Origin of the sequence: Maridesulfovibrio sp., from assembly GCF_965230075.1 — a bacterium.
In the GTDB taxonomy this organism is placed as follows: domain Bacteria; phylum Desulfobacterota; class Desulfovibrionia; order Desulfovibrionales; family Desulfovibrionaceae; genus Maridesulfovibrio.
The window spans coordinates 1255569-1279696 of the sequence record NZ_OZ245945.1; the positions used below are offsets into that span (position 1 = coordinate 1255569).

21 protein-coding genes are annotated in these 24128 nt (G+C 47.7%); 3 read left to right on the forward strand and 18 right to left on the reverse strand.

The genetic code is table 11. From position 1 onward, the window contains the following. Positions 1–43 precede the first annotated feature (43 nt). The 6 genes from fliD to ACO05Z_RS05765 all read right to left on the reverse strand — a co-directional run bounded on the left by fliD (position 44) and on the right by ACO05Z_RS05765 (position 7004). Positions 44–1777 (reverse strand): flagellar filament capping protein FliD, encoded by a 1734-nt coding sequence (gene fliD / locus ACO05Z_RS05740; RefSeq protein ID WP_421901195.1) that lies wholly within the window; start codon positions 1775–1777, stop codon positions 44–46. A gap of 206 nt (positions 1778–1983) precedes the next feature. Next, on the reverse strand, positions 1984–2856 hold the full coding sequence (locus ACO05Z_RS05745) for a flagellin (protein ID WP_421901196.1): 873 nt from the start codon (positions 2854–2856) through the stop codon (positions 1984–1986). A gap of 215 nt (positions 2857–3071) precedes the next feature. Continuing rightward, on the reverse strand, positions 3072–3875 hold the full coding sequence (gene tsaB, locus ACO05Z_RS05750) for a tRNA (adenosine(37)-N6)-threonylcarbamoyltransferase complex dimerization subunit type 1 TsaB (RefSeq protein ID WP_421901197.1): 804 nt from the start codon (positions 3873–3875) through the stop codon (positions 3072–3074). After that, positions 3876–4943 (reverse strand): RIP metalloprotease RseP, encoded by a 1068-nt coding sequence (gene rseP / locus ACO05Z_RS05755; RefSeq protein WP_421901198.1) that lies wholly within the window; start codon positions 4941–4943, stop codon positions 3876–3878. It lies immediately after the preceding gene. Positions 4944–4952: 9 nt separating this feature from the next. After that, complete coding sequence (locus ACO05Z_RS05760) at positions 4953–6155, reverse strand: 1-deoxy-D-xylulose-5-phosphate reductoisomerase (protein WP_421901199.1); 1203 nt, start codon at positions 6153–6155, stop codon at positions 4953–4955. Positions 6156–6200: 45 nt separating this feature from the next. Beyond that, positions 6201–7004, reverse strand: coding sequence for a phosphatidate cytidylyltransferase (locus ACO05Z_RS05765; protein ID WP_421901200.1), 804 nt, complete (start codon positions 7002–7004; stop codon positions 6201–6203). Between the two features lie 480 nt (positions 7005–7484). Here ACO05Z_RS05765 and ACO05Z_RS05770 point away from each other — a divergent pair, with 480 nt between their 5' ends. Further along, positions 7485–9200 carry an HD domain-containing phosphohydrolase gene (locus tag ACO05Z_RS05770; protein WP_421901202.1) on the forward strand — a complete coding sequence of 572 codons (1716 nt, stop codon included), beginning with the start codon at positions 7485–7487 and terminating at the stop codon, positions 9198–9200. A gap of 32 nt (positions 9201–9232) precedes the next feature. Here ACO05Z_RS05770 and ACO05Z_RS05775 read toward each other — a convergent pair whose 3' ends face one another. The 12 genes from ACO05Z_RS05775 to ACO05Z_RS05830 all read right to left on the reverse strand — a co-directional run bounded on the left by ACO05Z_RS05775 (position 9233) and on the right by ACO05Z_RS05830 (position 20481). Continuing rightward, positions 9233–9871: a hypothetical protein gene (locus ACO05Z_RS05775; protein WP_421901203.1), complete on the reverse strand. Its 639-nt coding sequence runs from the start codon at positions 9869–9871 to the stop codon at positions 9233–9235. Positions 9872–9904: 33 nt separating this feature from the next. Further along, entirely contained in the window at positions 9905–11020 is a 1116-nt protein-coding gene (locus ACO05Z_RS05780) for a hypothetical protein (RefSeq protein ID WP_421901204.1), read from the reverse strand. Between the two features lie 4 nt (positions 11021–11024). Then, entirely contained in the window at positions 11025–11237 is a 213-nt protein-coding gene (locus tag ACO05Z_RS05785; RefSeq protein ID WP_421901205.1) for a hypothetical protein, read from the reverse strand. A gap of 21 nt (positions 11238–11258) precedes the next feature. Further along, the gene (locus ACO05Z_RS05790; RefSeq protein WP_421901206.1) at positions 11259–13031 is read right to left on the reverse strand and encodes an SH3 domain-containing protein; all 1773 of its coding nucleotides are present in this window, start codon (positions 13029–13031) and stop codon (positions 11259–11261) included. Positions 13032–13247: 216 nt separating this feature from the next. Then, entirely contained in the window at positions 13248–13943 is a 696-nt protein-coding gene (gene uppS, locus ACO05Z_RS05795) for a polyprenyl diphosphate synthase (RefSeq protein WP_421901207.1), read from the reverse strand. 4 nt (positions 13944–13947) lie between these two features. Continuing rightward, the gene (frr, locus tag ACO05Z_RS05800) at positions 13948–14505 is read right to left on the reverse strand and encodes a ribosome recycling factor (RefSeq protein WP_421901208.1); all 558 of its coding nucleotides are present in this window, start codon (positions 14503–14505) and stop codon (positions 13948–13950) included. A gap of 2 nt (positions 14506–14507) precedes the next feature. Beyond that, positions 14508–15227 (reverse strand): UMP kinase, encoded by a 720-nt coding sequence (pyrH, locus tag ACO05Z_RS05805; protein WP_421901209.1) that lies wholly within the window; start codon positions 15225–15227, stop codon positions 14508–14510. Between the two features lie 437 nt (positions 15228–15664). Further along, entirely contained in the window at positions 15665–16285 is a 621-nt protein-coding gene (tsf, locus tag ACO05Z_RS05810) for a translation elongation factor Ts (RefSeq protein WP_015851144.1), read from the reverse strand. Between the two features lie 2 nt (positions 16286–16287). Next, a complete protein-coding gene (gene rpsB, locus ACO05Z_RS05815; protein ID WP_421901210.1) occupies positions 16288–17061 on the reverse strand; it encodes a 30S ribosomal protein S2 in 774 nt (257 codons plus the stop codon). A gap of 154 nt (positions 17062–17215) precedes the next feature. Next, on the reverse strand, positions 17216–17983 hold the full coding sequence (locus ACO05Z_RS05820; protein WP_421901211.1) for a fumarylacetoacetate hydrolase family protein: 768 nt from the start codon (positions 17981–17983) through the stop codon (positions 17216–17218). Between the two features lie 82 nt (positions 17984–18065). Further along, on the reverse strand, positions 18066–19769 hold the full coding sequence (locus ACO05Z_RS05825) for a ribonuclease J (RefSeq protein WP_421901212.1): 1704 nt from the start codon (positions 19767–19769) through the stop codon (positions 18066–18068). After that, positions 19762–20481 carry a lysophospholipid acyltransferase family protein gene (locus tag ACO05Z_RS05830; RefSeq protein WP_421901213.1) on the reverse strand — a complete coding sequence of 240 codons (720 nt, stop codon included), beginning with the start codon at positions 20479–20481 and terminating at the stop codon, positions 19762–19764. The genes ACO05Z_RS05825 and ACO05Z_RS05830 overlap by 8 nt, the downstream gene beginning before the upstream one ends. A gap of 282 nt (positions 20482–20763) precedes the next feature. Between ACO05Z_RS05830 and ACO05Z_RS05835 the strand changes: the two genes are divergently transcribed. Both ACO05Z_RS05835 and ACO05Z_RS05840 read left to right on the forward strand, forming a co-directional pair. Then, entirely contained in the window at positions 20764–21267 is a 504-nt protein-coding gene (locus ACO05Z_RS05835; RefSeq protein ID WP_421901214.1) for a bacteriohemerythrin, read from the forward strand. Positions 21268–21508: 241 nt separating this feature from the next. Further along, complete coding sequence (locus tag ACO05Z_RS05840; protein WP_421901215.1) at positions 21509–24097, forward strand: FecR domain-containing protein; 2589 nt, start codon at positions 21509–21511, stop codon at positions 24095–24097. Positions 24098–24128: the final 31 nt, after the last annotated feature.

A 24128-nucleotide genomic window follows, 5' to 3' on the forward strand; every position in this document is an offset into this window, starting at 1 on the left:
TTCCGAAAACCTTAGGCTTTTTTTAAATTTTTTTTTATTCAAGTTAGCCCTTCATCAACTGGGTCACGCTGGCAGTCAACTGGGCTGACTTACCCTGATAGTTACCGAGCAAGGCATCAAGTCTGGAGTATTTTTGTACCAGCATTCTTTTTTTAAGCTCAATACGGTCTTCTTCTGAGGCAATCTTTTTATCGATATTCCTCATGATGGTATCGTAGTTATCCTGAAGAATTTCAAGAGGACCGCTTTCGCCGGTCATGTCTTCAAGTGCTTCAACCATCTCACCGGTTTTACCGAGTTTCAGATGGACATTGATAGCATCTGAAGCGTCACTGTTGGAGTTGCCGTAAACCCCGTTAGCGCGGTTTTCAACACGGATTGCCATACCTGCTGCATCTGTACCGCCGGCACCGGTAATCTGCCAGTTGGCGGCGTCGACCAGGGCGGTTTCGCCGTTAATTGTAGCTGAAATTATCTGTCCGCCGGACACTTCATATTGAACGTTGTAGTCACCGGCCTTGGTGGTTCCGTTAATATGTGAGACATACTGAACATTAGGTGAATCACTGACACCTTCATAGTTGGCTGCAAAAAGCATCGCCACAGCCATGGGGTCTGCATCCAGAGCTTTATTCAGCTCGTCAGTATCAAGTTCCAGCAATCCCATATTGGCGCCGCCACTATCTGCGTTGGTCAAAATCCCAAGCTGCGAAAGCGCGGAATAGCGGTCGCCGGTAAAGTCGCCGTTAGGGAGCTCCTCGTACCAGCTGAAACCGATGCCCTTACTGGCAATAATATCTTTCATCCGCTGGCCGACAAGAAGTTCAACCCCGTAGTTACCGGTAAGGATCGATCCTTTTGCTGAGTCTGATGAAGTCGTTACCGAGGTCAGGTCCTTGATCATTTGCCGGATTTCGTTGTTCTGATCGACAAATTTCTGGACATTTTCTTTCATGCCCTCTTTATCGGTAACAATACCGATGGTGGTCGTCGTACCGGCGGCATTCGTTTTTTTTAGATTAAGGGTGATTCCGTCAATAACATCACTTACCGTGTTGGTGTCACGTTCTATCCAGTCTCCCGGATTGGGAGGATAGCCATCCACCTTTATTTGCGAATTTTGAGCATTCTGGGTTTCATTGAAATCGGCATTGCTAAAGACCATGCCTACAGTGTTGTCGACGGAGACTTGATTATCTGATCCGAGATCAAGACCGTAGATCTGCAGGTGGTAGCTGGTTCCGTCGTTAATTGTCGTTGCCCTGATTTTTTCTCTGGAATCAACATGGGAATTGATCAGGTTAACGAATCCCTGCAGAGAAGTCCCGGCACTGATGCCGCTCAGGGTGATGGTTTCGGAACCGTAGGTAAAAGTGAATTCACCTGTAGAGCTGAAAATTGATTCTGTCAGGCTTGAAACACCTGAGTCAGTAACATGAATATCGTTAGTGGCAAGCTGGCCGATTTCGATTGCATGCGAAGACACCAATGCTTCTGCCGAAGCAGTGGCGGTCAGAGTGTCGGAGTCGGAGGTGGTTACGGTCTTGCTCATGAATTCATCAAGTGTATCCATGGACTTGAGCGTAGTCTGCAGGCCAAGGAGAGCGGTGTTCAGTTCCTGAAATTTCTCAACTTTATCACTCCACGTGCTTTTCCAGCTTTCGAGTCTATTAATATGAACTCGTTCAAGCTTGATCAGCCCGTCGATAAGTGACTGGAAGTCGGTTCCGGAGCCGAGTCCGGTAAAGTTGATATTTCCTGAGGTGTAGTCTGACATAATATTCTCCGGGAATTTTTTTCCCTGGTTCTATTCTCACCTCATCCGTTGCAATCAGGATGCCAAACGTTAATAATTGATTAAGTAATGTTAATGGTTCTGAAGTGTTTAGTCTTAGCTAAGCTGAAAGCCGGGACCGGTTGGACCGGGCCCGGCTTTCCTCTTTAGTCTGACTTGGTCAGAATGTTCTATGCTGCGCCGGTTTATTAACCGATGAGCTGCATTGCCATTCTGGGCATGCTGTTCGCCTGCGAGAGCATAGCCACTGCGGACTGGGTCAGGATCTGGTTGCGGGTGAACTCAGTCATTTCAGTTGCAACGTCAACGTCGGAGATACGGGATTCCGCAGCCTGGACGTTTTCTGCCTGGATAGACAGGTTGGTAATGGTGTTTTCCAGTCTGTTCTGGAGAGCACCGAGGTTCGCGCGGATCTTATCCTTGGAGATGATAGCCTTGTTCAGCTTATCCAGGGATTCCTGTGCCAGAGCCTGAGTTGAAATGGAGTTACCTGCAGCAATACCAACACCAAGTGCTGATGCAGTGGAGGTGTTAATGGAAACGTAATAGTAGTCTTCTGCGGAGTCGTTACCGGCGCCGAAGTGAACCTTAACCTTACCAGTAGACGATAAGCCGGCTCCGCTGTGAGAACCAGATACGTTACCATTGAGCAGGTGAATGCCGTTAAAGTCAGTAGCATTCGCAATACGGGTGATTTCTGAAGCCATAGCCTGATATTCGGAGTCGATGATCAGACGCTGGTCAGAGTTGTAGGTACCGGTTGCGGCCTGAGTTGCAAGTTCCTTCATACGAATGAGCTTTTCATCAATAACACCGAGAGCGCCGTCAGCGGTCTGGATCATTGAAATTGCATCGTTGGCGTTACGGATACCCTGGTTGAGTGACTTAATGTCAGCGCGCATAAGTTCGCGAATTGCGAGGCCTGCAGCATCATCGGCCGCGGTTCCAACGCGAAGACCTGAAGACAGGCGACGGGTTGATACACCGAGGTTACCATATGATTCCTGCAAGTTACGCGAGGCATTCATAGCCATCAAGTTGTGGTTAATTACTAAAGACATGTTTTCCTCCTTGAAAAGTGATCTTTGGCTTCCTTGCCAAAAACATTGCCTTGGAACTAAAGGTTCACAAAGCTCTACTGGTCCTTCGTGCCTACCTGATCGTCTGAAACTTAGATTACTTTAGGGTTTGGAGGATTTTTTTGTTTTTTTAATAAAAAAAGGGACCTCCGTTTATGGAGATCCCTTTTTCAAATATTAATTTTTATGAAAAATAATTAACGGGGCGTAATGTTCTTGAGTTGTTCCTTTGCCGCTTCAAGGGATATTCCCCGCTTGCGGGTTATGGCTTCAAGGTTCTCTTCAGCATCTGATCCGCGCAGGTACATGGGCATGGGCATTTCTTCTGAATAGTCAGCAGAAACAGCAGCATCCAGTATATCCTGTTCCGCAGGGACATTGAATCTTTCCGGCATGGCTGAGTACTGGGAATGCTCGGCGAGAAACTCATCAAAGAAAGCTTTATTCTTCAGCAATCCACTGCCGAGAAGAACGGCCTTTTCCTGTTTGTAGGAAAGAATTACTTCTACTGCTTCCTGAACTGTAACAGGCAGGGGCGGGGTCATAGGAGTCAGGTCTCCGGTTCCATTGAGAGCTTCAAAACCTTGCAAATATACCTGCATCCTACGCGAATGGGTAACCGCCCATACTGGCAAGCCGCTGATAAGGGCTGCTCCTTTAGCAAGGATCGGCAGGTAGTCCATTGCAGCTACAGGACAACCGTTTCCAGCGGAAAGCCCCGCTGCAGCAGCAAAGGTAAGGCGTAACCCGGTAAAGCTTCCCGGTCCTGCTGTAAGAGCAATCCGGGATATGTCCCCGGCTTCGTAGCCGAACAGCTTCAGGGAATCCCGGATTGACGGAATCATGAAGTTGACCGAGCGTCCCGGTACAACCAGCTTTTTGGCTTCAAGCAGGGAATACGGCTCATCACTTTCTTCACGGCGAGCCAGTATTATCTGTAAGGTTTCCTCTGTGCCGTTTATAGCCAGCAGGAGGTCTTCTTTTTCTGTTTCTAAATTCATTTATTTCAATGCTTCTCTGGTCAGGTCATTTATGATGGCGAAAGCCATAAGACAGAGTAGGAAAATTAAGCCCATTTTAGTTGCAACCGCCTGAAGTTTTTCATTCAAGGGGCGGCGCATTATGGTTTCAAGGCTGAAAAAGAGCAGGTGTCCGCCATCCAGTACAGGGATGGGCAGCAGGTTGAGCAGCCCGAGGTTGATACTGATGAAGGCCGTGAACTGGAGCAGTTCCAGCAGGCCGCGTTCGGACTGTTGTTTAATAGCCTGCGCGATCATGATCGGTCCGCCGATGGAATCCATGGGTACGACCCGCTCAACCATTTTGACAATACTTGTGCAGATCAGCTTGGTAACGTTCCAAGTCTGTTCCGCTGCAGCCACAGCACCGTCGATTCCGTCCATTTCAACTGTTTTGGAATCTCCGGAAGCTACGATGCCGACTACAGGTCTGCGGATAGTTTCACCGAAAATATTCTTGAGTTCCTGAACCTGCGGTTTGATGGCTATTTCTTTAGTACTGCCGTCTCTTTCAATTACAAAATCAAGGGTGTCGGACTGGCTGTTCTGGATTGTTTCGGCAAGATCGGACCAGAAGACGATCTTGTGACCTTCAATGGAAAGGACGTTGTCTCCTACCTCTATTCCGGCATGGAGGGCCGGACTGCCCGGTTGTAATTTACCAACCTTGGGGGCAAGGCCCATCTGGCCGTGACTGATGATGATTCCCCAGAAGATGACCCATGCAAGGACGAAGTTGAATAAAGGTCCTGCGGCAACAACTATCATGCGGTGCCACGGGGGACGGTTCATGAAAAGTTCATTTTCATTGAATCCGTTGTCCTCGGTCATGTCCCGTTCTTCTCCGGCAAGGCTGACGTAGCCGCCAAGGGGAATCAGGGAAAGACGATAGTTGGTAGCTCCCCATGTGAAGCCGGCCAGTCTGGGGCCGAAGCCCAGTGAAAAAGTTTTCACCCCGATGCCGAGCATGCGTGCTGCAAGGAAGTGCCCAAGCTCGTGGAAGAAAATAAGCCCGCCGAGGACCAGAATAAAATCAACTATCCAAGACATAATTTTTCCTTAGACGATGGAGTCCATCACATCCCGTCTGGTTTTGATATCCAGTTCAAGGACTGCTCCGGCTTCGCTCACATCGCACCCGGCATGGCTGTCCAGTGCCTTGCCGATGATAGCCGGAATGTCCAGAAAACGGATTTTTTCTTTCAGGAAAAGGTCGACCGCAACTTCATTTGCCGCGTTGAGAACAATTGGGTGGCTCTGTCCGGCTGCAAAGGAATCCGCTGCATGCTTCAGGCAGGGGAACACTTCGAGGTCCGGTTTTTCAAAAGTCAGAGTCCCTATTTCCGCAAGGTTCAGCGGCTTGAGTTTCAAGGGTACACGCTGGGGGAAGCACATGCAGAAAGCAATGGGGATCTGCATGTCCGGTACACCGAGGTGTCCGAGCTGAGAGCCATCTACATACTCAACCAGTGAGTGGATGATGGACTGGGGATGAACCACTACGTCCACCTGTTCCGGCGGCAGGCCGTAGAGGTGGCAGGCTTCAATAAATTCCAAGCCCTTGTTCATGAGGGTTGCGGAATCAATGCTGATTTTTGCGCCCATGTCCCAGTTGGGGTGGGCCAGAGCCTGTTCACGGGTTACAGTTTCGAGAAATTCTTTTGATTTGCCGCGGAAAGGTCCGCCGGAAGCAGTCAGGATCAGCCTGCTGACTTCTTCACCGTCGTGTCCGGCCAGCCCCTGAAACAGGGCGTTGTGCTCGGAATCTACCGGAAGGATGGTTGCCCCGGTGCGGTGGCATTCTTCACGGATGATGTGTCCGCCGAGAACAAGGGATTCCTTGTTGGCAAGAGCAATCATCTTTCCTTTTTTAGCAGCGGCAAGGGTAGGTTCAAAACCCGCAGCCCCGACAATGGAGGAGAGTACAACGGATACTTCTTCCAGTTCGGCAAGGGTGATGTAGGCGGAAGGTCCGGTCAGGATTTCCGGTTTGTAGTCAGCCGGAAGGAGGCAGCTCAGTTCTGCTGCTGCCTCATCGTTGAGTACCGCTAAGTACTGGGGGCGGTGCTTGACAGCCTGCTCCGCCAGAAGTTTTGCGTTTCTTGCTCCGGCAAGGGCGGTGATCTTGAACAGGTCCGGGTGCTGTTCAATTACTTTGAGAGTGCTGGTACCAATGGAGCCGGTGCTGCCCAGAATGGAAATTGATCTGGGAAAATCCGGTAATGTCGCTTTTGCCGGCCATGGAGAAATATATGTTTGCAAGTCTTTATATCCGTCTAGTTTGTGGGCTTGGGATTGAGGCCCGGTTTAGAAGAAAGAGTGAATTTGTCTTGCCAGAATATATACAGGCAGAGCGAGCACAAGGCTGTCGATCCTGTCCAGTACTCCTCCGTGTCCCGGAAGGATTTTTCCGGAATCTTTAATCTGGAGTTTGCGCTTAAGGGCAGACTCGAAGAAATCGCCCATCTGGGCTGCAATGTTGAGCATTGCCGCAAGGCCTATCCAGTAAAGAACCGGTGCATGGCCGAAAAAGTGTCCGAACAAGGTACAGCAGAGGATACAACCAGACATTCCGCCGATTGATCCGGCCCATGATTTCTTGGGGCTGATCTGAGGCCAGATTTTCTTTTTGCCAAAGAAGGTTCCGGCATAGAATGCAGCAGTATCCGAAGAAGATGCTGCGAGAAGTACGAAAAGAATTTCCCAGCTGCTCATGGAGGTCATGAACTGCATGGTCACTGGAATATAAACCAGTCCTGCAAAAAGGATCAGGCTGTCCAGATAGGTGGCCTGGGCGGGTTTGGCGCTATATGAAAACAGGAACCGGAAGTTGAATAACCAGAAAGCACCCAGCATGATCAAAAGCATCCAGACCGGGGATACTGTTGCGGAAGTCAGGATTATGCCCGCTCCGGCGGCCATACCTACAATTCTTGATAAGAGGTGTGATTTGTCCTGCCAGAACATGGCATAAAATTCGTGAAGAGCGATGGTGCAGAATATAGCCAGCCCGCCGGTTAAAACCGGGCCCCCCATGATAAGGGCTGTGGCAAGGGCTGCAACTAGGAGCAGGGAAGTGATGATTCGTTTCTGAAGGCTGCTTAGGGACATGAAATCCTCGGTTAAAAATTTTCCACAAAAATGCAATTAAAATATATAGGTACTGCTTTTGAAAGATGGTTCTCCGCATGTTTGTGAAGCTTCATGTCTCGAAAGAAGTAAAAAGTCAGTGCCAGTTTGAAGCAGATTTTGATTAATCGTGCAAAAAACTCCATTTTTATAATTCATTAATAACTGGCGGGCAAGCCGTTGACAGTTATTTTTCCATATTAATTATCCAATAGTCATGAAGAATTTACATGTAGGGCAATCTTTTTCATAAATTCCGGAGAATGGTTCCAGAACTTTATTCTTTATGCTATGGGTAGATAAATATTGTTGTAGTCGTGTTTTTTGTTGCGAATATAGTGTGATTGTATAAAAATTACCAATGTTGTTCTGAACTTGTATTCTTTAGTTGTGATTTATCCAGTGGGTGTTTCTTGGGATGTATATCCTTGCAGGGAGGGGATGGTGTCACGGAATGGAAAAGTGTCTTCAGGAACAGAAGGGTTACAAAAGATTTTGGGAAAAGCATTAAATGATTTGCAGGGGACTGACTGTCATGAAGTTGTAAGTCAGTTGAGTTTTGATATTGAAGCAGCTTTTGCCCAGGATTCAGATGCGAAAGAAGATCTTGTCGAGCGGTTGACTGAGATCGGGTTAGCCCTGTCTGGGGAGACCCGGCTTGAGCGACTGCTGGAGATGATTGTTGACGAAGCGCGTGTTTTGACACGGGCCGATGCAGGAACCCTGTATATTGTTGATCGTGATGGCCGCAAACTTGAATTTTCCATCCTCCAGAATGATACCATGCAGGTCCGTATGGGCGGAACCAGCGGCAATGAAATTACCCTGCCTCCGGTACCTCTTTATAATTCAGGCAATGCTCCTAACAAGTCCAATGTTTCCTCTTACTGCGCCCTGACCGGCGAAACAATCAATATTGCTGATGTCTATGAAGCCGAGGGGTTTGATTTCACAGGCCCGCGTAAATATGACGCAGCAACAGGTTACCGTTCAAAATCTATGCTTGTGCTGGCCTTGAAAAACCACGAGCAGGATATTATCGGGGTTTTGCAATTACTCAACGCCCTTGATGAAGAAGGGGAAATTATCGAGTTTTCTCCTGATGTTGTGGATATTGTCGGTTCTCTGGCTTCGCAGGCAGCTATCGCATTGACTAACGCCCAGCTTATTCAGGGTCTTAAAGATCTGCTCTATTCGGTAATCCAGAGTATTGCCGCAGCCATTGATGCCAAATCTCCTTACACCAACGGCCATATTGAAAGGGTGGTGACCATCACCATGATGATTGCCGATAAGGTCAATTCTATTCATGAGGGCAAATATGCGGATGTGCATTTTACACATGATGAGCTGGAAGAATTGAAGCTGGCCGCATGGATGCATGATGTGGGTAAGATTTCTATTCCGGAGCATGTGGTTGACAAATCCACAAAGCTGGAAACTATTTTTGACCGTTCTAAAATGGTGGATGCCAGATTCAGGCTTATTTCCGAGACTATAAAGAACAGACAGCTTGAGGAAACTGTTGCTGCCCTTACAAACGGTTCTGACCCTGCTAAACTTGTTGAAATAGAAATGCGTTATGCCGTTGAACAGGAGCAGGCTGAGGAGGACCGCCAGTTCATTAATTCTTGCAATATTCCAAAGGAATTTATGTCCGATGATCGTATTGCAAGGGTTGAGGAAATCGCGGGCCGTACTTACGAGAGCAATGGTGAGACTTTTAATTGGCTGACCGAGGACGAGGTCAAGAATCTCTGTATTCGCAAAGGAACACTGACAGATAAGGAGCGTAAGGTTATCGAAAGCCATGCGGCGATCACCCATGAAATGCTCTCGCGTCTGCCGTTTCCCAAGCGGCTTTCCCGGGTTCCTGAATTTGCAGCCGGCCACCATGAAAAACTGGATGGTTCCGGGTATCCAAATGGACTATCCGGCGACGATCTGCCTTTGCAGGCCCGGATCATGGCGGTAGCAGATATTTTTGAAGCCCTGACAGCCAAGGACAGGCCGTACAAGAAACCCATGAAGCTTTCGCAGGCGATCAAGATTTTAGGATTTATGATCAAGGACAAGCACATTGATGAGGATGTCTGTAATCTCTTTATCGATTCCGGCTTGTATCTGGATTACGCCAAGTCCGAGCTTGACCCCTCGCAATTGGAAGAGGATGAATAAAAAAAAGGGAGTGACTCAGTCACTCCCTTTTTTTATCTTTTTTTATTATTTTCTTTCCAGTGGGTCAGCACCGTATCAATGGTTCTTAAGCGGGCAATCTTGCGGGCGATATCGATAACTGCCAATTTGATTAGGCGGTCCTTCTTGGGGTGCATATACTCCCCGGTCAGGTTCAGGGCGTAAGAGGTGGGCGGATCGAATTCTACTCCGAGAAAATCCCCGTTGATATCAACCAGTGCGGAGTACTGTTCGTAATCCTCATCATATTCGATATCTACTTCAGATGCGCCGATAACTACGTAATCAATTAAATTGTCGCGGGCTATGGAGATGATTTCATCTTCGGTTACGGTCTGTTGCGAGGTGGCGTAGGACCGTTTGCAGGAGTCGAGCAGGAACCCGGTGATCATGCGGTCACGGTGGGTTTCAAATCCGGATTCGTTAAATTCCTGCTGTAATGATTTGTTCAGGTTGCGGATCAGGTTTTCGCATTCCTGCGGGGAAAGGTTTTCTCCTTTGATGCGTGGAACCAGCGAAAATACAATGGTCGGTTTACCTGTCTTTTTGTAAATTTTGTATCCGTCTTTGCTTCCGCATATTCCAGAGGTGGCAAGGGACAATATAAGTAGGGAACTGAGCAGCGCGCAAAGCAGAATTTTGGATGTTTTCATTTCGCCTCCATCTGGACCGTTGCGGTCCGGTTTTTACCTTTTACACTGGTCCAGATCACTCAGGGAGTTGATCAGGCTGTTGTATAAGTTAACATCTGAAACTTTGGTATGTTGTTTGGCTATGGTCGCTGTTACGCCCTTGATGCATTTTATGACCTCGCCGCCGCCCTGAAGGATGGCCGCAGTCGTGTAGTTGCGTTCTATGAATGCTCCGAGATCGTTGTCTTTGGTCCCGGTCTTAATGATCAATTTGTAGACTACCTGCGGTTTTGGTAAGCGCATGGAGGTCTGGTATACGTTGTCCCGCTCAGAGAAACCGGATTTTTCCGCTCCTTGTTGGAATGATACGCCGAACATGGATACCGCAGCATGCAATCCGCGCCTGAATGCAGGCCCCCGAGACTTAGGTGGCAGTACAAGGCTTTCTTCTGATAGCGCCTGTGATGCCAGCATCTGGGCTAGAGACTTGTACTTGGCGTGATTCTCGATACGCTTTTGCGTGCCTTTGGAGAGTTCGATTTGCTTGATTTCACATGTTTTTGTGGAAAAAAGATAATCAAGATCAGCAAGGCATTTACCCAGTTCGTTCTGGGCGTCAGGCTTAAGCCGTTTCTTGTCGGTGAAAAAGGCCACGATAGCCGACCTTATTTGTCCGGCAAGCGGATTCAGGCTGAAGTTCGGGGTCTTATCAAGATAGGGGACTGAGATCAGCATGGGTGCCGAATATATCAAGGATTCCGATTTTGCCTGGAAAAGCAAAAAGTTGAGTCCGATATAGACTCGTCCTTTGTTGAGTCTCTGTTCTTGTGAACCGTATTCATCAACAAAGGAAATCACATTGTCCACAAAAAGTAAGGGCACGAGAATGGATTCCGGGTCGAATTTTGTGTTGAACCCGGCCCTCTTGATATTCACGCCCTCATTTTTTGCAGCAGCACGTTTTAGGAATCCCAGCACCCCTTTGCGGAGTGCTTTCTTGAATTCCTTGTCTTTAAGTATAGTTTCCAGTTCAGCCTTGTGGCGATCTTTTTCCTTATTGCGCACCTTACCGATGGCGGAAGGAATAATATACAGCTCCTTGGCCGCGGACCATGCCGGGGTGAGCAGTATTGCCAGCAGGACCGGAAGTATACAGAGTAGGCGGATCATGGTCTTACCACTGATACCCTTCAGTTGAATCTTGGCTTTCTTCCTGCTTGATCTCCTCAGTACGATCCTTGGCTGACTGGGTTTCGTCCTTAAGGTCTCCTGCGGACTGGTGCACGCCTTCCATGGATTGTTTTGCGGAATCTGCCTGCTTGAATCCACAGCCGGAAAGCGCGAGCAATGCCACTACACAAACTAATAATATTTTGAATTTTTTCATCAATCAATCTCCTTGTCCCGATTAGTCTAACATGTCTTCGGCTAAAGCAACAGAGGCAGCTTTCTTCTCAACAGTTTTAAATCCTTGAGCTGTCTGGCTGGCCATTTGGTTTTTGAGCCGCTTACTCAGAGCCAGTTTGTTTTGATAGTAAGATTCAAGCATGGTAGTAATCTGAGTGTTTTTCCTACGAGCTGTCATAATAATTTTACTGATTTCTCTACCCTGACCGCTGATAACTACTGAATTATCTTCAATATACTCATAGTCTGCCTGAAAGTCGGCAAAGAGAGAGGTCAGGTTGGTCAGCTCTTCCTGAATTTCAATCAAGCGGGGCAGGGCAGTCAGTGCACGAATGGGGTCATTCTGGGCATTGCTGATGATTGATACCAACTCAGCTGTCGCAAGAGCGATTACCCCGGCCTGCTTGGCTGCTTCTGCTGCCATGGGGCCGGCTTTTTCATCATAGGCATTAATGGCCCGGTCGATTCGCAGGATAACATTGTTTGCCTTATCAATGCTGAAATCATACAGGGCGTTCGATGCGTGCAGGTTGTTTGAGAAAGAGCTGATAACCGAATCAAGATTCTGGACCTGTTGGGCATTCAGATTTGAAAATTCAGCAGCTTCAGATTTAATCTTGGTTTCAAGGGCCCTGAGCATCTTACCGTTTTGGGCAATTTTTACTGCCGCGCCTTCGATAGAGTCAGTCGGTTCGTATGAAAGGTCTTTGATAAAGGCTTTGATGGATATCTTCTTCATTCCCGTGGTTTGTACACCCCGGGCAGTGTCTGCCGCGATTTTGTAATTGTCATTCATAGCGACAACGGTAGCTCCTACCAATGACTGCAGTGCTCTGGTTTCATTCAGGGCTTGCAGCATCTGCTCGCGGATTTCCACTGTCTTGGCTGCCAATTCCTTACCGACACTTACGCTTTTGAGAATTTCTTTGAGCTGGTCGTTGGAAGATTGAACAGGAACAGCATTTGGACTCGCACTTGCACTACTGCCTCCACCGCCTCCGGTGAGCAGGGCCTGTGCGAAGGCACCAAACAGGGCGGCCCCGGCACTTTGTCCGCCGCTGCTTTTTTTAACGGTGGTTTTCTTTTTGGTTCGAGTGCTGGTCCTGATCTTTATTTTTTCTTTTTTGGGTTTGGCGGAGACAGATTTTCTGGGTTTTGCCGCAGCAAGATTGGTTGATCCGGAATCTTCCGGAACGATCTTGGCCGTGATGGTTCTGGTTTCTGTTTTAGCAATAGGGCTGAGTGGATTGGCCACGCACACTTTTGTTGGAGCGTAGCCTTCGAAGTCCTCACCTTTGATCAGGTAAAAATTGTTATCAATGCCGATGATATCAAAAGTAGTCTGGGGAGAAATGACGCGTACGGTGGGAGATTTCTTGTTCGGAGCTTGGTAGACGACCGTTTTTTCTTTGTTCCTGCCTCTTGTGCCGAGATAGTTGCCGAAATCAAGATTGATAAGTTTATGATAAACAAACCCGGGCCTGCCGTTGCCATTCATACGTTTGACCTTATACCAGTTGCCGTTTTTGCCGATAAGTTCCACTTGAGTATTCTTAGCCAGAATATCAACTATGTCAGCTTTGGAGGAAGAAACCTCACGAACGTTACTTTTTACAAGGGCATTACCTGTGACGATAGGTGTTACAACAACTGTTTCGGTTCTGACTGTTGTCTTAACCGCATTGTTTTGTGTGTTTTTCTTGGGAACACATCCTACCACAAGCAGGCAAGCAAGCAGGCTTATTGTTAGGCCGGAAACCAATCTTGATGACATGAAATACCTCCCTTTATTCATGCGAACGCGCTGGTTGTTAAGTAATATATGGTTGAACGATTTTAGAAATCATTCCAAGGTTCGCTTTATGGCATATTTTCTAAATAGAATAAAGTAGTTTACCTGATTTTGTCGATAAAAAAATGAATTTGTCGGAAGATATTTTAAAGAGAGGAAATAAAAAAATCCCGCAGAGTTTTTCTCTGCGGGATTTACTTAAACTTGTTCGCCGGTTTTGCCGAATCTTCGTTGTCTTCCGGCAAAATCTGCCAGAGCTTTATCCAGCTCATCTGGAGTGAAGTCCGGCCAGTAGACATCGGTGAAATATAGTTCCGAGTAGGCGGCCTGATAGAGCAGGTAGTTTGAAAGTCGCTGCTCGCCGCTGGTGCGGATGATCAGGTCCGGGTCAGGCTGTCCAGCTGTATAAAGATAGTCGGACAGGGATTCCTCGGTAATCTTGTCTTCACTGACACCTTCGGAGATCATTTTTTTGCAGGCCCGTACCAACTCGTCCCGTCCCGAATAGTTCAGGGCCAGGTTGAGGGTCATGGACTTGCAGTTTTCCGTTTTTTTTATGGTGTGGGCTACAACCTGCCTTACGCCAAAGGGGAACTCAGAGAGTTCCCCCAGTATTTTCAGGCGTATGTCCTGCTCGCGCAGGCTGGACAGTTCCTTTTTCAGGAAGACTGTCAGCAGGTCGAAAAGCGTGCTGATTTCATCTTTGGGCCTGGCCCAGTTTTCCTTGGAGAAGGTGTATAGGGTCAGATGTTCGATGCCCAATTCCCGGCATCTGGTAACGATGTTTCTAGCTGCTTCTGTCCCGGCCCGGTGGCCTTCACTTCGTGAAAGTCCGCGGGCCTGTGCCCACCGTCCATTGCCGTCCATAATAACGGCGATATGTCGGGGCATCATTGTATTAGATTTCCAGAATTTCCTTTTCTTTTTCGCCGCATGCTACATCGCATTTCTTGACGTAATCATCAGTGAGTTTCTGAACGTCATCCTGAGCCTTACGCTGCTGGTCTTCGGAGATTTCCTTGTCCTTTTCCAGCTTTTTCATGGTGTCGTTCATGTCGCGGCGAACATTGCGCAGAGCGATTTTGGAATCTTCAGTGTACTTTTTAGCGATTTTAACCAGTTCCTTACGGCGTTCCTCTGTGAGGGGAGGAATGGTGATGCGCAGTACGGTTCCGTCGTTAACTGGGTTCAAGCCGAGATCGGACTGCTGCAGGGCTTTCTCAATAAGGGGGAAAGCGCCTTTGTCCCAAGGCTGGATGGAGATAGTACGGGAATCCGGGATGGAAACGGATGCCAGCTGGTTAATGGGAGTAGGAGTTCCGTAGTAGTCAACGGGAACGTTATCCACCAGCGAAGTGGCTGCGCGACCAGTGCGCAGTTTTGCAAAATCGTTTTCCAGAGCGGTCAGCGCGCCTTCCATTCTTTTTTTGCCATCGGCAAGAACTTCATTAATCATTATTATCCTCCGTGAACAATTGTTCCGATCTGCTCACCTTTAACAACCCTTTCAATGTTTCCTTTTTCGAAAAGGTTGAAAACAATGATGGGCATGTTGTTGTCCATGGCCAGCGAGGTGGCGGTGGAGTCCATTACGCCCAGTCTCTTTTCCAGAGTCTCAAGGTAGGTGATAGATTCAAATTTAACTGCATCGTCATGCTTCATCGGGTCCTTATCGTAGACTCCGTCCACTTTAGTCGCCTTGATGATAGCTTCGGTCTTAAGTTCCATGGCCCTGAGTGCAGCTGCGGTGTCGGTAGTGAAGTAAGGGTTACCGGTACCGGCTGCACAAATTACCACCCTGCCTTTTTCAAGGTGGCGTACGGCCCTGCGGCGGATGTAAGGCTCGGCCACGGCCTGCATGGGGATTGCGGACATTACTCTTGTATCACATCCCAGCTTTTCAAGAGCATCCTGAACAGCAAGAGCGTTCATGATGGTTGCGAGCATACCCATGTAGTCGGCGGAAGCGCGATCCATGCCTTTGGCAGAATCAGACATGCCGCGGAAAATATTACCGCCACCAATGACCAGGGCAACCTGAAGTCCTTTCTTTGCTACTTCTGCAATTTCGCCTGCGAACTGGCTGATTGCTGAAGGCTGGATACCGAACTGCTGGTCACCTGCGAGTGCCTCACCGCTGAGTTTGATCATTACCCGTGAATAGCGCAATTTGTCCATAGTTTCTCCCGTTTTTCCGCGGATCTTGTCCGGTTATGAGTAGATAAGCTGGCCGGAAGTTGATTTTACTGGCGCGGGAGGGGACTCCCTCCTGTTTCCGGCTGTATTAAAATCGTTGTTATCCGTTTCCGTTCAGTTGCCCGATGTTACCAGAAATCCCGCTTCCGGTAATCGATCAGGTGAAAATTGCCCCTTTAAAAAGCTCAAACCCATACGGCCATGTCCGTATTGATTTGAGCTTAGAAAAATATCCACCGCTGAACTTCCTTCAATTTTATTCGCTGGATTCGCTTATGAAGGTCGGTTCGTTTTTGCGGTTTTCCGGTGCTGTGAGGAGCAATTGTTTTCTGTTTCAAACTTGTCCTTGGTAAGTGTGTAGCCGCTTGTTAAAAAACGGACAAAAAAAACGGGCCTTGCGGCCCGTTTTCAATGAAGTCTTATTCGGCTTCGCTTTCTTCAGCGACTGCTTCCGCCAGATTGATGCGGGCGAAGCGACCGATCTGCATGTTCTCGCCGAGAACCGCGATGGTGTCGTTGAGGAGGTCTTTAATGGTCTTCTTGTCGTCCTTGATGAAGGGCTGCTCAAGAAGGCATACTTCTTTGTAGTATTTGTTGACACGGCCTTCAACGATCTTTTCAGCGATGTTTTCGGGCTTGCCTTCAGCGATAGCCTGCTGCTTGTAGATTTCTTTTTCTTTCTCAAGCATTTCCTGAGGCAGATCTTCGGGCTTTACACAAACAGGGCTGGTTGCTGCAACCTGCATTGCGAGGTCTTTAGACAGCTGGATGAACTGTTCAGCCTTAGCAACGAAGTCGGTTTCACACTTGAGTTCAACCATAGCAACGAGTTTGCCGTTGCTGTGGGTGTAAGTGCCAACCAGACCTTCACTGGTAGCGCGACCTGCTTTTTTAGCAGCCTTGGCGAGACCTTTTTCACGAAGGTATTTGATTGCGTTTTCTTCGTTGCCGTCGCATTCAGCGAGAGCTTTTTTGCAATCCATCATTCCTACGCCGGTTTTCTCACGCAGGGCCTTAACCATCTGTGCGGTAATAGCCATGATTATTTTGCCTCCTGAGGAGTTTCTTCTTTAGTTTCTACAGCTTTCTCAGCAGCTTTGGTTTCTTCTGCTTCCATAGCTTTGTCTTCCTTGCGGCGAGCAGCGCCTTCGAGGCAAGCATCAGCCATGTGGGAAGCGAAGAGTTTAATGGCGCGGATAGCGTCATCGTTACCGGGAATGATGTAGTCAACCATATCGGGATCGCAGTTGGAGTCTACTACTGCAACTACGGGGATACCGAGTTTGCGGCATTCCTGAATAGCAATCTGCTCACGCTTGGGGTCGATGACGAAAGCAACTGCGGGTGCACCGTTGAGGTCTTTGATACCGCCGAGTGCGAGGTTGAGTTTTTTAACCTCACGACCCATCATTACGATTTCCTTTTTGGGGAAACGGTTGATGGTACCGTCTTCGAACATTTCTTCGAGCTTTTTGAGGCGATCGATGCTTTTCTTGATGGTCTGAAAGTTAGTCAGAGTACCACCCATCCAGCGGTGGGTCACGTGGAACATGCCTGCGCGGGATGCTTCAGCAGCGATGGCTTCCTGAGCCTGACGCTTGGTGCCGATGAAGAGAACCTTACCGCCTTTAGCAACGGTGTCAGCGATGAAGTCGTGAGCTTTACGGAAAAGCTTTACGGTCTGCTGCAGGTCCATGATGTGGATTCCGTTACGTGCGCCAAAGATGTAAGGACGCATTTTGGGATTCCAACGACGGGTCTGGTGACCGAAGTGAACACCGGTCTCCAGCATCTGTTTCATAGTTACGTATGCCATAATTTCCTCCAGGGTTTTTCCTCCATTCCGGCGGTAATGAACCTGCAACCGCTGCAGGCACCCATATTGAGGCCGGAATGTGTGATTTGGCTACGCACCATTACGGGAATTAGCCTGAAAAGGCAACCCTTGGTGCGTTCTTTTTTGAAAATATTTACTGAACCGGTGCTTTCAGCGATTCATCGTCAACAACCGGGTTGCTGAGCTTGCCGATTCCTTCAATCTCCACTTCAACCCGATCTCCGGCCTTGAGGGGGCCGATTCCCGGAGGCGTTCCGGTCAGGATGACGTCTCCCGGATTGAGGGTCATGTGGTGTGAAATATAGCTGACCAGTTCTGCGGGGCTGTGCTGCATGTCGGCAATGGTGCCTTCCTGCCGGACCTTATCATTAACTATAGTACGGATGCCCAGACCGCTGACATCGATGTCGGTCTCAATACAGGGGCCGATGGGCGCGAAAGTATCAAAACCTTTGGCTCTGGTGAACAGGGTATCCTTGCGCTGGAAATCCCTCGCGGTAACATCGTTTGCACAGGAATATCCGAAGATCATGGGATCGATATCATGCGGCTGTACGTTCTTGGTTGTCTGGCCCATGATGATGGCCAGTTCGCCTTCATAGTCTACCTGCTCTGATACGGAGGGGATGACAATTGCATCATTGTTGCCGATGACTGCAGAGGGCGGCTTCAGGAATATCATGGGCTCATCTGGAATTTTCATGTCCAGTTCAGCTGCATGTGCTTTGTAGTTCAGGCCTACGCAGACAATCTTGGAAGGAACCACGATGGGCAGGACCGTGCAGTCCGAAGCCGGAATAGGTTCGGAACCGGGCTGCCCGGTTACCAGACTTTTAAAATGTCCGTCTTCCAAGGTTGCATAAAACACCTTTTCGCTATGTCTTATCCTGTAAACTTTCATTTAGTCTCCCGGCATGATCTGGTTCAGTCGCAATTATAAAAATAGCACAAATGGAAAAAACAGCCAAACAGGGTTTGAATTTTTAGAGCATACATTTATCGCATTTAGCGTCGATATCCTTTTCCTCATCCCCGGTCAGGGAGATTACAAGGGGGATGACCACGGGGTCGCGGCCAAGAACCTTGCGGAAAAAGCGGCGCAGTGCGGAGCGGATACGTTCCTTGAGTTTGTTGGTGTGTCCCGGAGGGATGTTTTCAAACACATCGAGCACAATGCACTTGGCATCTTCCAGAAGATGGGAATACTGCTGCTCAAAGACAAAGCCCTTGGAAGTGACTTCCGGTCCTTTCAGGATTTCCCCGGTGTTGACATCGACAACAAGTGCCACGATGACCAGTCCTTCCCCGGCGAGCAACTGGCGCTCTTTGAGTACCGTCTGGCCTACGTCTCCAACACCTTTGCCGTCAACAAGTGTGCACTGCACTGGGACATTCTCTTCAAATCGTATGCCGTGCAGCAGGAAGGTTACAGGTTCGCCGTCCTCAATTACCAAGGACCGTTCCGGTGCAACTCCAGTCTCCACAGCAAGGCGTGAATGCTTGATCAAATGTCTGTATTCACCATGTACGGGGATAAAATATTTCGGACGCACTGTTTCGAGCATGGTGCGTAGTTCTTCACGGTGGGCATGTCCGGATGCATGGATGCCCTGAACTTTCTCGTAAAGGACTTCTGCACCGAGTTTATACAGCCTATTGATGACCCGGGTGATTGCTTTGGTGTTGCCGGGGATAAAACGCGAAGACATAAGCACAAGGTCGCCTTCTTTGATGGAAAGCTGACGATGGTCCCCGGTGGAAAGCCGTGAAAGGGAGGCAAGTGATTCGCCCTGAGAGCCGGTTACAAGCAGTACTATTTCTTCATCACGATAATCTGGAAGGTCTTCTAGGTCGATAAGTGTTCCGCCCGGAAAGCGCAATTTGCCCAGATCGCGGGCCAGATCGATATTGCGAGCCAAGGATTTTCCGCTGACTCCAACCTTGCGTTTAGACTCCACGGCAAGGTCGAAAATTTCCTGCATGCGCTGAATATGGCTGGAAAAGAGAGTGACCAGAATACGACCTTCCGCTTCTATGAAAAGGTCGCGCATGGTGTTTTTGATTTCATTCTCAGTGAGGGCGTATCCGTCCTGTTCCACGTTGGTGGAATCAGAGAAAAGCAGGGTGACACCCGGCTCGGAAAATTTTGCAATGGCTTCAAGGTCGGTAGCGTGACCATCCAGCGGATTGCGGTCGATTTTGAAATCGCCGGTATGGATTACGCGTCCCACCGGGGTCTCAATGCCCAGCGCATATCCTTCAATAATGGAGTGGCAGACCGGGAAAAAGTTAAAAGCCAGATCACCCATTTCCACCCGGTCATGGGGATTCACTTCGCGCAGATCCACATAGCCTTCAAGGTTATGCTCGCGGAGTTTGTTCTCCACCAGTCCGAGGGTGAACTTGGAGCCGTAGACAGGTACATCTATATAAGGAAGCAGCCACGGAAGGGCGCCGATGTGGTCCTCATGCCCGTGGGTTAGGACAATCCCTTTAAGGGTGTCCTTCTTGGTCAGGATATGGTCAAAGCGGGGAATGGCGATATCCACTCCGAAAAGGGCGTCATCAGGAAAAATAAGCCCGCAGTCGACTACTACAGCACTTTCCGCAGTGCTGAGCATCATACAGTTCAGACCGATTTCACCAAGGCCCCCTAGCGGACATACTGTAAGCTGGGGATCATTCATCTTTCAGCTCCGCGTAGGCTGCGCCCATTACTTCTTCGAGCTGTTCTTTGAGTTTGACGCGGTCACGGACTTTGTATTCGGAAATATCAATGGGAGGCAGGGCCTTAATTTTTACTTCCTGAAAAGGATTCATCCACAGGCTGTGTTTTTTGCAGACCCGGTTGACTCCATACATGACTACTGGAGCAATGGGTTTCTGGCATTTGAGGGCCAGTACCATTCCGCCGGTCTTGAACTCCATAAGACCGTCTTTTTCCGGGGCCGGATTGCGGGTGCCCTCTGGAAAGATTAGCGGGGAAAGTCCGCTGTTGGCAACATTAATGGCATTCTGAATGTCGCGCATGCCCTGCCTGCGGTTTTCGCGGTCGATGGAGATATGATTTCCGGCAGTCATGGCGTGGCCGAATACCGGAAAGTCGAAAAGTTGTTTTTTAGCTACGAATTTGAATTCCCACGGTGCAAGGTATTTGAAAAGAAGAGGGATATCGTAAAAACTCTGATGGTTTACCATGAACACGTAAGTTTCATTTTCATCCAGCGCGCTCAGGTCTACCCGGTTTGTGCTGGCACAGAGCCAGACAACCAGCTTGCCCCAGTTCCGTTCGCACCAGTGACTGGAGGTCTGGTTGCGTCCGATAATAGCCACGATGGAAAAGAAAATGGTGGCCGGAAAAAATACAAGATAGAAAAATAAGGTTCTAAATAGGCTCACGATCGTAATTAAGGTTAAACTGTTTTTGTGGAGAAATATGTTGAAGGCCGTGGATTTCTGAACCCAGCCGACCAATCATTAATTAATAACAAATAAACCACCCATTAAGTAGTTTAATTTTTCACGCTGGACAAGGGGAAAGGGAAAATAATGAAAATAACGTCTTGTTCGAATTTAATTGCTTTTAGGTTGTCTTTTATTTTTGTGAATCAGCTACAAAGCGATTGAACTATTTTTTTTATGTGACATATTGAGACAGTAATTATTAAGTGAGGATTTTTTATGGTCAGTGAAAAGGTCTCTTTGTGGAAGGCTAAGTATCTTTTGGATATTGATGAGGTCGATGCCCAGCACCAACATTATTTCTCTATTTGCAATAGGATCGTGAATCTTTGTGATATGGCACGGACTGGCAAGGAAGTCCGTTTTGGTCCTTTCATTCTTGTTATTTTTGAGTTGCGTAGTTATGCCTTTAAACATTTTCTTACTGAAGAAACTCTGCTTGCAAAGTATAAATATCCTCAGGTCTTTTCCCATATTGAATTACATGACCAGTATTTAGAGGTCATTCGAGAATTTAACAGGAAGATTAAAATTTATCATGCCCAAGCCAAAGATCCGGTTGATGACGTTTTTCTCACTGAGGTTGAAAAAGTTATCGAATTTGCTTTAAACTGGTGGGTGAATCATATTATGGAAGAAGATAGAAAGTATGCTGATTTTATAAAGCAAGTTGGTAAAGAGCAGGATAAAAATGAGCGTTATTTTGGGGTGGAAAAAGCGTAGTTGATGCTCCTTGGTGGGTTAATTTGGTTATAGTTAGTTGAGGCGTTGCCAATTTAGCACTTCGTGGGGTTTGCTTACTGTGTAATATACGTACGAAGATGTATTTTTTATTTGGTTTTTTTATTGTAACTATAGGTGTTGTGGTTGCAAGAAATGTATGTTTTCCCTGTCTCGTCCAATCTTAAAGCACTTCTTTCTTTATATCAGCAATATATGTGATTGATTTATTATACGAGTTTACATGCCTTCAGATATTAATGTCATCGGTGTGGTTACGTCCGCTACCGGTGATGTCCACGCTGTCGTCAATGGGGAATTACGTCTTTTAGAAACCGGAAGTCCTGTTTATCAACATGATGAATTGGTAACAGGGGCCGGATCCAGTTTAGAAGTTAGATTTCAAGACGATACGCTCCTGTCACAAGGACAGGAATCAATTCTTTCCGTTAGTGATTATGTCTTTGATTCTTCCGATTCCTCTGAGCTTCTCTTTGAGATGGCTCGGGGGACTTTTCGCATGGTTACAGGGAAGATTGCGGAACAGAATCCCGAAAGGTTTAAAGTCGGTACACCCTTGGCAACAATCGGGATCCGTGGAACTACGACTGTTCACGAAATCAATGCAGATGGAGAGAAACACGGTATTGAGCAGGTCCACAGCGGCAAGGCTCTTGTTATTCAGGGGGCTGATGGTTCTGTTCGCATGATTGCAGCTTCTCGGGAGCTGGTGGATATAAGTAGCACAGGGACTTTGAGTTCCGTTCGGCCTATGTCGGTGCAGGAGTTTGTTTCTTTTCGTGAAATTGCTCCTTCTGCCATAAGGCAGGAGCAGGAAATCAACGAAGAGCGGATGCAGGATTCTCAGATTGAAGATTCCGAACAACTGAATCATTTAGATATTGATGATGTGACTGATGAACCCGGAGGTGGGGATATTTTTCGCCCTGATTTTGCGGGTGAAGTTGATTCTGATCAGAGTTTGCTTCAGACTAGTCATTTTACAGGGGATTCCAGTGTTAAGGGCGTAGAACCGTTATCGGCAGGTCCTAGTGAAAGGCTGCCAATACGGCCGGGTGAAGTTCCTGCCAGTGGTTTATTATCTATAGCTGCTCCGCCAGAGCCGCTTGATCAGGAAAAAGAAAATGTTTCAGTGGAACAGCAGGTGGAAGAACTCATTCTCTCGGAATCTGATAATACAGATGTTCCTGCTCCCACTGAGGAAGATAGTAATAACGTTTTACCTGATCCTGCTGCACAGTCTGTTATCCGCGGAACTAACTCGAGTGATAATCTTAAAGGATCAGATATCGCTCAGACCTTTATAGGGTTAGATGGTAATGATGTTATTAATGCGGAGGGTGGAAATGATCTTCTGCTGGGTGCTGGCGGTAACGATACCCTGAATGGCGGGTACGGCAATAACATTCTTAATGGTGGTGACGGGATTGATTTTGCTGATTTCAGCTTTCTTGATGCTGCAACTCCGGTGACTGTCAATCTTGCTTCTTTTGTTGCCGACCGAAATGGTGAACAGGACGAGCTGCGTAGTATTGAGGGAGTTATCACCGGGACTGCTGCGGATACCCTTTTGGGTGATGATGAATCAAATACATTTGTCTATGGTGGTGGTCGTGACGTTGTGAAAGGTTACGACGGGGATGATGTCTTGGATTTGAGCTCATTCGACGCTGAGTCTGGTTTTGTGATTAGTTCGCTTGATTCTTTTGCCGCCATTATAGGAACTGATGCTCATTGCTCTCTTGAGAGTATTGAGATTGTAATCGGTAGTAATCAGGGTGATACCTTTGATGGTGATGCCGGAAAAGATACATTTTACGGATCAAGCGGCAACGACATATTAAATGGTCTCGGTGGTGATGACAGGCTGTTTGGTGATCAGGGTCTGGATAGACTTTCGGGTGGAACAGGTTCCAACTACCTTGATGGTGGAGATGGGGTGGATTTTGCCGACTATACTTTTCTTGATGCCGCAACATCGGTAACAGTGAATCTGAAAACATTTACAGCTGACCACTGTTCCGATCAGGATGAATTACACAATATCGAGGGTGTAATAACAGGTGGAGCCGATGACGTACTCACTGGGGATGACAATGCCAATACCTTTATCTATGGCGGCGGTAACGATTTTATTGACGGTGGAGAGGGTGTCGATACTTTAGATTTAAGCAAGTTTTCTACTGCTTCAGGATATGAGGTCGGATTAAGCGATGACTATGTTCGTATCAATGGAACTTCTGTTCAGGTTGATATAGAGAACATCGAATGTTTAATCGGAAGTAGCCATGACGATACAATGGGTGGTTCTACTGCATCTGAAACGTTTTATGGCGGTGATGGAGCGGATAATATTCATGGCAGTGGAAATATTGACACTATTTACGGCCAAGGCGGAGATGATAATCTTGAAGGTGGGGGAGGAAATGATCTTCTGTTTGGTGGAATCGATAACGATTTTCTGATGGGAGGGCTTGGCCACGACACCTTAACTGGTGGTGCTGGGGCTGATCAGTTTTATTTTGAAACTCCCAGCTCTGACGAGTGTGGAGATACCATAACCGACTTTATGTCTGGAGAAGACAAGATCAAGTATTCCTCTACTAATTTCGACCCCGTAAATGACCTGTACAAAACCTCTTCATATGATGGTGTCAGTGGTGATGCTTCCGGGGCACAATTTGTATATGATACCACTGTAAATAAACTGTATTATGACGCAGACGGAAGCGGTATCGGAGAGTCCGGGGTTTTAATTGCAACCTTTACTAATGATGCAGATATTTCTGACAGCGATATTGAGTCCTTATAATGTAAGATTTTCTTTGTATGAAAAAAAGGCC

What these genes read in the sequence shown, in the direction of transcription:
- fliD (WP_421901195.1), bottom strand. Translation starts at nt 1,777, where the DNA reads ATGTCAGACTACACCTCAGGAAATATCAACTTTACCGGACTCGGCTCC.
- ACO05Z_RS05745 (WP_421901196.1), bottom strand. Translation starts at nt 2,856, where the DNA reads ATGTCTTTAGTAATTAACCACAACTTGATGGCTATGAATGCCTCGCGT.
- tsaB (WP_421901197.1), bottom strand. Translation starts at nt 3,875, where the DNA reads ATGAATTTAGAAACAGAAAAAGAAGACCTCCTGCTGGCTATAAACGGC.
- rseP (WP_421901198.1), bottom strand. Translation starts at nt 4,943, where the DNA reads ATGTCTTGGATAGTTGATTTTATTCTGGTCCTCGGCGGGCTTATTTTC.
- ACO05Z_RS05765 (WP_421901200.1), bottom strand. Translation starts at nt 7,004, where the DNA reads ATGTCCCTAAGCAGCCTTCAGAAACGAATCATCACTTCCCTGCTCCTA.
- ACO05Z_RS05775 (WP_421901203.1), bottom strand. Translation starts at nt 9,871, where the DNA reads ATGAAAACATCCAAAATTCTGCTTTGCGCGCTGCTCAGTTCCCTACTT.
- ACO05Z_RS05780 (WP_421901204.1), bottom strand. Translation starts at nt 11,020, where the DNA reads ATGATCCGCCTACTCTGTATACTTCCGGTCCTGCTGGCAATACTGCTC.
- ACO05Z_RS05785 (WP_421901205.1), bottom strand. Translation starts at nt 11,237, where the DNA reads ATGAAAAAATTCAAAATATTATTAGTTTGTGTAGTGGCATTGCTCGCG.
- ACO05Z_RS05790 (WP_421901206.1), bottom strand. Translation starts at nt 13,031, where the DNA reads ATGTCATCAAGATTGGTTTCCGGCCTAACAATAAGCCTGCTTGCTTGC.
- uppS (WP_421901207.1), bottom strand. Translation starts at nt 13,943, where the DNA reads ATGATGCCCCGACATATCGCCGTTATTATGGACGGCAATGGACGGTGG.
- frr (WP_421901208.1), bottom strand. Translation starts at nt 14,505, where the DNA reads ATGATTAATGAAGTTCTTGCCGATGGCAAAAAAAGAATGGAAGGCGCG.
- pyrH (WP_421901209.1), bottom strand. Translation starts at nt 15,227, where the DNA reads ATGGACAAATTGCGCTATTCACGGGTAATGATCAAACTCAGCGGTGAG.
- tsf (WP_015851144.1), bottom strand. Translation starts at nt 16,285, where the DNA reads ATGGCTATTACCGCACAGATGGTTAAGGCCCTGCGTGAGAAAACCGGC.
- rpsB (WP_421901210.1), bottom strand. Translation starts at nt 17,061, where the DNA reads ATGGCATACGTAACTATGAAACAGATGCTGGAGACCGGTGTTCACTTC.
- ACO05Z_RS05820 (WP_421901211.1), bottom strand. Translation starts at nt 17,983, where the DNA reads ATGAAAGTTTACAGGATAAGACATAGCGAAAAGGTGTTTTATGCAACC.
- ACO05Z_RS05825 (WP_421901212.1), bottom strand. Translation starts at nt 19,769, where the DNA reads ATGAATGATCCCCAGCTTACAGTATGTCCGCTAGGGGGCCTTGGTGAA.
- ACO05Z_RS05835 (WP_421901214.1), top strand. Translation starts at nt 20,764, where the DNA reads ATGGTCAGTGAAAAGGTCTCTTTGTGGAAGGCTAAGTATCTTTTGGAT.
- ACO05Z_RS05840 (WP_421901215.1), top strand. Translation starts at nt 21,509, where the DNA reads ATGCCTTCAGATATTAATGTCATCGGTGTGGTTACGTCCGCTACCGGT.